Origin of the sequence: Corallococcus sp. CA049B (assembly GCF_003611685.1) — a bacterium.
GTDB lineage: Bacteria > Myxococcota > Myxococcia > Myxococcales > Myxococcaceae > Corallococcus > Corallococcus coralloides.
This window is the reverse complement of the sequence record NZ_RAWC01000487.1, coordinates 1-413: the sequence shown is the minus strand read 5'-3', so window position 1 is coordinate 413 and position 413 is coordinate 1. Positions and strand designations below refer to the sequence as shown.

General features: G+C 76.3%; 1 pseudogene. It reads right to left on the bottom strand.

The features are described from left to right. Positions 1-356: pseudogene (locus D7W82_RS39855) on the bottom strand (mannosyltransferase); the annotation flags it as partial. Positions 357-413 lie beyond the last annotated feature (57 nt).

Here is a 413-nt window from a genome sequence, read left to right as displayed (position 1 = left end):
AGCAGCACCGCGAGCGCCCCACCCCACGGGCCCGCCCGGCGCTCCGCGAAGCGGTAGACGGCCCACAGGCTCCAGGCGTGCAGGGCGAACTGGGGCAGCGCCACCACGCCCCGGTAGACGCGCGGGTCGGTGATGCCGACCCCATGCGCCGCCTTGAGGAAGGCGGCCAGCACGCCGGGGACGGCCCAGTTGCGCAGGCCCTCGCGCCACTCCCAGGCCAGCACGCCGTAGCCGTGCACGCGCCAGTACGCGGGCTCCAGCGCCTGGAACACCTCGTCCGGGTGGATGCGCCCCAGCTCGCTCACCGCGAGGACGCACGGCACCAGCGCCACCGCGAGGAGCCCCAGCACGCGCAAGGTTCCGGGCAGCTCCGTCCGGACGGGGACCGGGACTGCCAGCGGAGCCTGGGGGGG